The 7,488-nt window shown below is 72.1% G+C and carries 8 protein-coding genes; 6 read left to right on the top strand and 2 right to left on the bottom strand.

The genetic code is table 11. The features are described 5' to 3' along the window. On the top strand, positions 1-116 hold a 116-nt coding region (locus AOK24_RS34600), incomplete at its 5' end, for a phosphopantetheine-binding protein (protein WP_240554265.1). A gap of 40 nt (positions 117-156) precedes the next feature. Beyond that, a complete protein-coding gene (fabF, locus tag AOK24_RS34595; RefSeq protein WP_055723946.1) occupies positions 157-1,419 on the top strand; it encodes a beta-ketoacyl-ACP synthase II in 1,263 nt (420 codons plus the stop codon). Positions 1,420-1,514: 95 nt separating this feature from the next. Here fabF and AOK24_RS34590 read toward each other — a convergent pair whose 3' ends face one another. Beyond that, a complete protein-coding gene (locus AOK24_RS34590) occupies positions 1,515-2,147 on the bottom strand; it encodes a MerR family transcriptional regulator (protein WP_055723945.1) in 633 nt (210 codons plus the stop codon). A 110-nt stretch (positions 2,148-2,257) separates the two neighbouring features. Here AOK24_RS34590 and AOK24_RS34585 point away from each other — a divergent pair, with 110 nt between their 5' ends. Continuing rightward, on the top strand, positions 2,258-2,638 hold the full coding sequence (locus tag AOK24_RS34585; RefSeq protein ID WP_055723944.1) for a hypothetical protein: 381 nt from the start codon (positions 2,258-2,260) through the stop codon (positions 2,636-2,638). A gap of 142 nt (positions 2,639-2,780) precedes the next feature. Further along, the gene (locus AOK24_RS34580; protein WP_055723943.1) at positions 2,781-4,226 is read left to right on the top strand and encodes a glyceraldehyde-3-phosphate dehydrogenase; all 1,446 of its coding nucleotides are present in this window, start codon (positions 2,781-2,783) and stop codon (positions 4,224-4,226) included. Here AOK24_RS34580 and AOK24_RS34575 read toward each other — a convergent pair. Next, the gene (locus AOK24_RS34575) at positions 4,223-4,741 is read right to left on the bottom strand and encodes an NUDIX hydrolase (protein ID WP_055723942.1); all 519 of its coding nucleotides are present in this window, start codon (positions 4,739-4,741) and stop codon (positions 4,223-4,225) included. The two genes, AOK24_RS34580 and AOK24_RS34575, sit on opposite strands and share 4 nt — an antisense overlap. A 247-nt stretch (positions 4,742-4,988) precedes the next feature. On the opposite strand from AOK24_RS34575, the gene AOK24_RS34570 reads away from it, so the two are divergent. Then, complete coding sequence (locus AOK24_RS34570; RefSeq protein ID WP_055723941.1) at positions 4,989-6,485, top strand: ABC transporter substrate-binding protein; 1,497 nt, start codon at positions 4,989-4,991, stop codon at positions 6,483-6,485. Beyond that, positions 6,482-7,488, top strand: a 1,007-nt coding sequence (locus AOK24_RS34565; protein ID WP_159052087.1) for an ABC transporter permease, incomplete at its 3' end; no start/stop codon positions are given. The genes AOK24_RS34570 and AOK24_RS34565, both read left to right, overlap by 4 nt.

The raw sequence follows: 7,488 nt of genomic DNA, 5'->3' as shown, positions 1-7,488 counted from the left end.
TGGTCGAGGTCGTCGTCGCCGCCGAGGAGCGCTTCGGGGTCGCCATCCCCGACGAGGCCGCCACCGACCTCAGGACGGTCGGCGACACCATCGAGTACATCCTCGCCAGCCGCTGACGGACCCGTACGTCCCTTCCCCGCTGTGGAGTGATTCGCAATGAACTCGTCAGATCGCCGTGTGGTCGTCACCGGGCTCGGAGCCACCACGCCGCTGGGCGGCACCGTCGCCGACACCTGGCAGGGGCTGCTGGCCGGCCGCTCGGGCATCCGTCTCCTGGACCACCCCTGGGTGCAGGACGTCGTCGTGCACATCGGCGCGGAGGTCGCCGTCGAACCGGCGGAGGTGCTGCCCCGCACCGAGCTGCGCAAGCTGGACCGCTCCGCGCAGTTCGCGCTGATCGCGGCCCGCGAGGCATGGGCGGACGCCGGTTTCACCGGCCCCGCGGGCGCCGGCGGCGAGGCCGACCCCGACCGGGTGGGCGTCGCGCTCGCGACCGGCATCGGCGGGGTGACCTCGCTGCTCCAGCAGTACGACATCCTCAAGGAGCAGGGTTTCCGCAAGGTCTCCCCGCACACGATCCCGATGATGCTGCCCAACACGCAGGCGGCCAACGTCGGCCTGGAGATCAACGCCCGCGCCGGTGTCCACGCGACGGCGAGCGCCTGCGCGTCCGGCGCCGAGTCCATCGGCTACGCGATCGAGATGATCCGCACAGGCCGGGCCGACGTGGTGGTGGCGGGCGGCACCGAGGCCGCGATCCACGCCCTGAACATGGCCGCGTTCGGCAACATGATGGCGATGTCCAAGCGCAACGACGCGCCCGAGCGCGCCTCGCGCCCCTACGACACGGACCGCGACGGGTTCGTGATGGCGGAGGGCTGCGGGGTCGTCGTCCTGGAGTCGGCGGAGCACGCCGAGCGGCGCGGCGCGCGGGTGTACGCGGAGGCGGTGGGGCAGGCGATGTCCTCGGACAGCCACCACATCACGCAGCCCGAGCCGTCGGGCCGGGGCATCGCGGCGGCGCTGTGCACGCTGCTCGACACGACCGACCTGACGCCCGCGCAGATCGCGCACGTCAACGCGCACGCGACGTCCACGCCGAAGGGCGACGTCGCGGAGGTCAAGGCGCTGCGGAAGGTGTTCGGCGACGACACCGACCACTTCGCCGTCTCCGCGACCAAGTCGATGACCGGGCACCTGCTCGGCGGCGCGGGCGGGGTGGAGACGGTCGCGACGGTGCTGGCGCTGCACCACCGGCTCGCCCCGCCGACGGTCAACATCGACAACCTGGACCCGGAGGTCGAGGCGGACATCGTCCGCGACGAGCCGCGCGCGCTGCCGGAGGGGCGGATCGCGGCGCTGAACAATTCGTTCGGGTTCGGCGGGCACAACGTGGTGCTGGCGTTCCGGACGCCGTGAACCCTTCCCTGACAGCAGGTCAGCTTCCCTTGCCGCAAGGGGAGTTGGCCTCCTGGGGGTTGCGCCCACGGCCTACTGGGGGTTTCACCCGCGGCCTACTGGTGGTGGTACCCGTGCCTGCGCGCCGACTCGTTCTGCTGCGCGAGGCGCCTGAGCGCGAGGAGCGCGGGTTCGAGGAGGGCGGTGAGCAGGAGGGCGCGTTCGGCGCTCTCCAACGGGTCGTCGATACCGTCGAGTTGATCGAGGTCCAGCTCGGCGGTGCGCTCCGCGAGGCGGGCGTACGGCAGGAGGGTGGTGTGGTCGACGGGGGCGCCGAGGGAGCGCAGTGAGGCGATGGTCCCGGCGAGCGCGGTGCGGGCGGGGGCTCCGGCGTGCACGTCCCAGCCCAACTCGGCGATGAGGGCGTCGACTTCGGCGGTCCCCTCGGCCGCGGGCGGCTCGTCCGGTTCGCCGGTGACGCTGATCGCGCCGATGACGAGGCCGAGCAGGATGTGCGGGTCGCCGCCGTACTCGGCGACGGCGTCGAGGACGTGGCGGGCGGTGCTGACGGGCAGTCCGCGCACGCTGGTCAGCGCGCGGATCAGGCGCAGCCGGCGCAGGTGCTGTTCGTCGTACTCGGCCTGGGTGGCGGAGGTCTGGCGGCCGGGCGGGAGCAGGCCCTCGCGCAGGTAGTACTTGATCGTCGTGACGGAGACGCCGCTGCGGCGGCTCAGCTCGGACATGCGCATCGGTGGGGCCCCGCTCTGTCTTCCGGCCGTACGGACTTGCGGCTCACGATTGGATACCTCTACTGTCTAACATAGATAGTGAAGGTATCCAATATCGAAAGGGCACCGTCATGCCTGCGCTCCGCTGGACCACCCCCACGCCGCCGGACACCGACGCCTACCTCATGGCCTCCCGCTTCGAGGTCCGCACCTTCGCGGACGCCCTGCGCTTCCTGCTGAAGACCCCCTCGGTCTGGAAGCAGGTCAAGGGCGCGCCCGGCGCGTACGGTGCCGCCCTGCTCGCCGAACCCCTGAAGCGCACGTTCTGGACCCTGTCGTCCTGGGAGAGCAAGGAGGCGCTGTACGCGTACGCGCGCGCCGTGCCGCACCAGCCGGTGATGACCGCTCTGCGGCCGACGATGAAGTCCTCCACCTTCACCTACTGGACGGGCTCGCCCGCGATCGACTGGGCCGACGCGAAGAACCGCCTGGCCGAGGAGGCGGCGAAGTGACTCCCCGCCGAAGCCCGGGACCGGCCGCAACGTGTACGGGATCACGCCGAGGACCACTAGACCGCTCATATGAACGCTGGGTTACCATATGAGCGCCGTCCGCTCGTGCACATGAGCGCCGCCTAGCTCGAAAGAGAGCGTTGTGACCCTCAACGAGGACTCGTTCACCAACTGGATGAACCGCGAGGAGACCGCGGAGTCGATGATCCCGGTCATCGGGAAGCTGCACCGTGAACGGGACGTGACCGTCCTCGTGCACAGCCGCTCCCTGGTGAACAAGTCGGTCGTCAGCATCCTGAAGACCCACCGGTTCGCCCGCCAGATCGCGGGCGAGGAGCTGTCGGTCACCGAGACGATGCCCTTCCTCCAGGCGCTCACCGCGCTCGACCTCGGCCCCTCGCAGATCGACCTCGGGCTGCTCGCCGAGAGCTACCGCGCCGACGGACGCGGCCTGAGCGTCGAGGAGTTCACGGCCGAGGCGGTCGCCGGGGCGACCGGCGCGAACAAGATCGAGCGCGGCGCGGGCCGCGACGTCGTCCTGTACGGCTTCGGCCGTATCGGACGGCTCGTCGCGCGCCTGCTGATCGAGAAGTCCGGCTCGGGCAACGGCCTCAGGCTGCGCGCGATCGTCGTACGCGGCGGCGGGCCGGGCGACCTCGTCAAGCGGGCCTCGCTGCTGCGCCGGGACTCGATCCACGGCCAGTTCCACGGCACGATCACCGTCGACGAGGCGGCCGGCACGATCACCGCCAACGGCAACGAGATCAAGGTGATCTACGCCGACGACCCCTCCGAGATCGACTACACCGCGTACGGCGTGACGAACGCGATCCTCATCGACAACACCGGCAAGTGGCGCGACCGCGCGGGCCTGAGCGAGCATCTGCGGCCCGGCATCGACAAGGTGCTGCTGACCGCGCCCGGCAAGGGCGACGTACCGAACATCGTGCACGGCGTGAACCACGACACGATCAAGCCGGACGAGCGGATCCTGTCCTGCGCGTCCTGCACGACGAACGCGATCGTGCCGCCGCTGAAGGCGATGGACGACGCGTTCGGCGTGGAGCGCGGGCACGTCGAGACGGTGCACTCCTTCACCAACGACCAGAACCTGCTGGACAACTTCCACAAGTCCGAGCGCCGGGGCCGCTCCGCGCCGCTCAACATGGTGATCACCGAGACGGGCGCCGCCTCCGCCGTCGCGAAGGCGCTGCCCGAGCTGAAGGCGCGGATCACCGGCAGCTCGATCCGGGTGCCCGTCCCGGACGTCTCCATCGCGATCCTCAACCTCCAGCTCTCGCGCGAGACGACCCGCGAGGAGGTCCACGACTACCTGCGCGAGGTGTCGCTGACCTCCCCGCTGCGCCGCCAGATCGACTTCACGACCGCGCCCGACGCCGTCTCCAGCGACTTCATCGGCTCCCGGCACGCCTCGATCGTCGACGCGGGCGCGCTGAAGGTGGAGGGCGACAACGCGATCCTCTACCTCTGGTACGACAACGAGTTCGGGTACTCCTGCCAGGTGGTCCGGGTCGTGCAGCACGTGTCGGGCGTCGAGTACCCGACGTTCCCCGCGACGGCCGTCTAGAGGGGGGCGCCCTCCCGCAGGCAGAGCGTCGTGCCGCTCGCCGCCGCCTCGTACAGCGCGCGCAGGGTGCGCAGGTGGGGCGGGGTGAGCAGGCCGTCGAGGTCTTCCAGGCCGTGGAAGGCGTACCGGTCGTGCTCCTCGCTGAGGGCGACCGGGGCGTCCGCGGGGAGCGTGCCGCCGGAGAAGTAGCAGTCGAGGACCGGGCCGCAGTCCTCGACGTCCGCGCGGTGGTCGACGCCGATCAGACGGGGGCCGCCGGGGAGTTCGAGGCCCGTCTCCTCGCGCAGCTCGCGGCGGGCCGCCGTCCAGGGGTCCTCGCCGTGGTCGAGCATGCCGCCGGGCAGCCACCAGTCCCCGGCGGCGGGCTGGCCGGGGGCGTAGCGCAGGAGCAGGACGCGGCCCCCGGCGTCCAGGAGGAGGACGCAGGACGCCAGCAGGGTCTGCGGCTGGGTCTTCACCCACTCCGCTCTGGGCAGCCATGCCTGCGGGTTCTCGACGGTGACGGTCTCGTCCACGGCGGGTTCCTTCCTGCGGAGGGGTCGAATCGCCCTGGTCAACGACCGAGTTCCGCTCGGGGGACGACCGAGTTCCGCTCGGGGGACGACCGAGTTCCGCTCGGAGGGCGGCCGGGTGTGCCGGGTGGGGAGGCCCGCGGTGGAGCTTGGTAAGGCTTGCCTTATAAGGTGTGCAGGTCTCCGGTCGTCGTACAGACATATTTCCGTACACCGGGGGCGCGTTCGTTCCCCGTACGACAGGACACCCATGCGCACCACCTCCCGCGCTCTGCTCGCGGCGCTCGCTCTCACCCCGCTGCTGGCCGGCTGCTTCTCCTCGGGCGGGTCCGGTTCCGCGCAGGGGTCCGGCGGCGGACGGCTGCGGGTCGCCCTCGCGCTGCCGCCGGCGCAGGCGCTGTCGCCGTACAGCAACGACGCGACCGTGCTGAGCAAGCTCTCGGTGGCCGAGGGCCTCACCGCGCTCGACAAGAACGGGGCCGCCGCGCCCGCGCTGGCCACCTCCTGGAAGCGGACGGCGCCCACGACCTGGACGTTCGAGCTGCGCAAGGCGACCTTCCAGGACGGCACCCCGGTGACCGCCGCCTCGGTCGTGAACGCCCTCGACCACGCGAACTCGGCCGCGACCAAGCCGCGTGTCCTCAGCGACGTCACCCTGACCGCGAAGGCCGACGACACCGACACGGTCACCCTCACCACGAAGACCCCCGACCCGGTCCTCCCGCTGCGTCTGGCGAGCCCCGCGCTCGGCATCCTCTCCGCGAAGGCGTACGGCGCGAACGGCGCCGTCACCCCGGTCGGCACCGGCACCGGCCCCTTCCGGATCACCAAGCTGACCGGCAAGACGAGCGCCACGCTCGACCGGTACGACGGCTACTGGGGCGGCAAGGCGAAGGCGCCCGGCATCGACGTCACCTGGATCGCGGACGGCACGGCCCGCGCGAACGCCCTGCGCAGCAAGGACGTCGACATCGCGGAGTGGATCCCGACCTCGCAGGCGAAGCTCCTCGACGCGGGCACCCGGCACGAGGTGCCGTCGGTGCGCACCGACAGCCTCGTCCTCAACACGCGCTCCGGCACGTTCGCGAACGCCGGACTGCGGGCCGCAGCGCGCGAGGCCGTCGACGGTTCCGCGCTCGTCGGGTCGGTGTTCGGCGGGTACGCGGACGCCCCTCAGGGACTGTTCGGGCCCGCCGTGTCCTGGGCCGCCGCCGACCGTGTGCCGGTGACCGGGCGGGCGCCCGCGGTGAAGGTGCCCGCCGGGACGACCGTGCGGCTCGCCACGTACACCAACCGGGCCGAGCTGCCCGAGGCCGCGACCGTGCTCCAGCAGCAGCTGGAGAAGGCCGGGTTCACGGTCAAGCAGGACGTGCGCGAGTACACGCAGATGGAGGCCGACCTCCTCGCCGGGAAGTACGACGCGCTCGTGTTCTCGCGGGTGACGCTCCTCGACACGGGCGACGCGGTGGCCTACCTCGCGAGCGACTTCGCCAGTGACGGGGTGTACAACATCGCCGGGCTGAAGGACGCGAAGGTCGACGCGGCGATCAAGTCCGCCGCCGAGGAAGGCGATCCGGCCGCGCGGCACCAGAAGATCATGCGGGCCGAGGCGGAGATCCTGCGCACGGACGCCGTGGTGCCGCTCGTGCACGAGAAGGTCGTGCAGGGCATCGCGGCGGACGTCGAAGGCGTCGCCCTCGACCCGCGCGAACGCTCGCTGATCACCGTCGGTACACACCTGAAGTGACCGATTCCCGTACCGTCGCCGGCCGGGTCCTGGCCGGCGCCGCTCTCCTCGCCGCCGTCACCTCGCTGCCCTGGCTCTCCGGAACCGACCCCGCGCTGACGGTACTTCGCGCCCGCTCAGGCGACCAGGACCCCACGCCGGGGCAGTTGGCGGCCGTCCGTGAGCAACTCGGCCTGGACGACGGCCCGTTGACCCACTTCGCGCGGTGGCTCGGCGGGGACGCGGGGACCTCCTGGGTGTCCGGGGAGGCGGTGTGGCCGCAGGTCTCCGACGCGTTCGCGGTGTCGGTGACGATGATGCTGGGCGCGCTCGCCGTGACCGTCGCCGTGGTCGGGCTGGTGTGTGCGCGGACCCTGTGGCTGGGGTCGCGCGGGCGGCTGCGGCGGCCCGGGGGCGGGGTGTTCGCCGCCGTGCTCGCCGCGCTGCCGAAGTTCCTGCTGGCCTCGCTGCTCGCGACGGTGTGCGGGGTGTGGCTGAGGTGGCTGCCGACCGGCGGGTGGGAGGGGCCGTCGTCGATGGTGCTGCCCGCGCTGGCGCTGGGGGTGCCGTCGGGGGCGATGATCGGGGGGCTGTTGCAGCAGGCGCTGCCGGGGGTGTTCCGGGAGCCCTGGGTGCGTACGGCTCGCGCGTTCGGGCTGTCGCGGGGGTACGTCGCGCGCAACGCCCTGCGGCGGGCGCTGCCCGGCGTGCTGCCCCAACTCCTGCCCACCGTCGTGGGGTTGGTGGGCGGGGCCGTCGCCGTCGAGAAGATCTTCAACATCCCCGGGCTCGGGCGGCTCGCCCTCGACACGGCGCTGGCGCAGGATCTGCCGCCGTTGCAGACGGTGACGCTCGTGCTGGTGCTGCTGGGTGTGGGGGCGGGGCTCGCGATCCGGGGCGTCTGCCGGGTGCTGCTCGGACCGGCCCTGCGGGACGGGGCGCTGCCCGCCGTGCCGGTGGTGGCGGTGCGGGCCCGGGGGTGGCTCGCGGCGGTCTGCGGCGTCGTGCTGGTCGCGCTCGTCGT

Source organism: Streptomyces niveiscabiei (assembly GCF_001419795.1).
Taxonomy (GTDB): domain Bacteria; phylum Actinomycetota; class Actinomycetes; order Streptomycetales; family Streptomycetaceae; genus Streptomyces; species Streptomyces niveiscabiei.
This window is presented reverse-complemented; position numbering and strand designations above follow the sequence as displayed.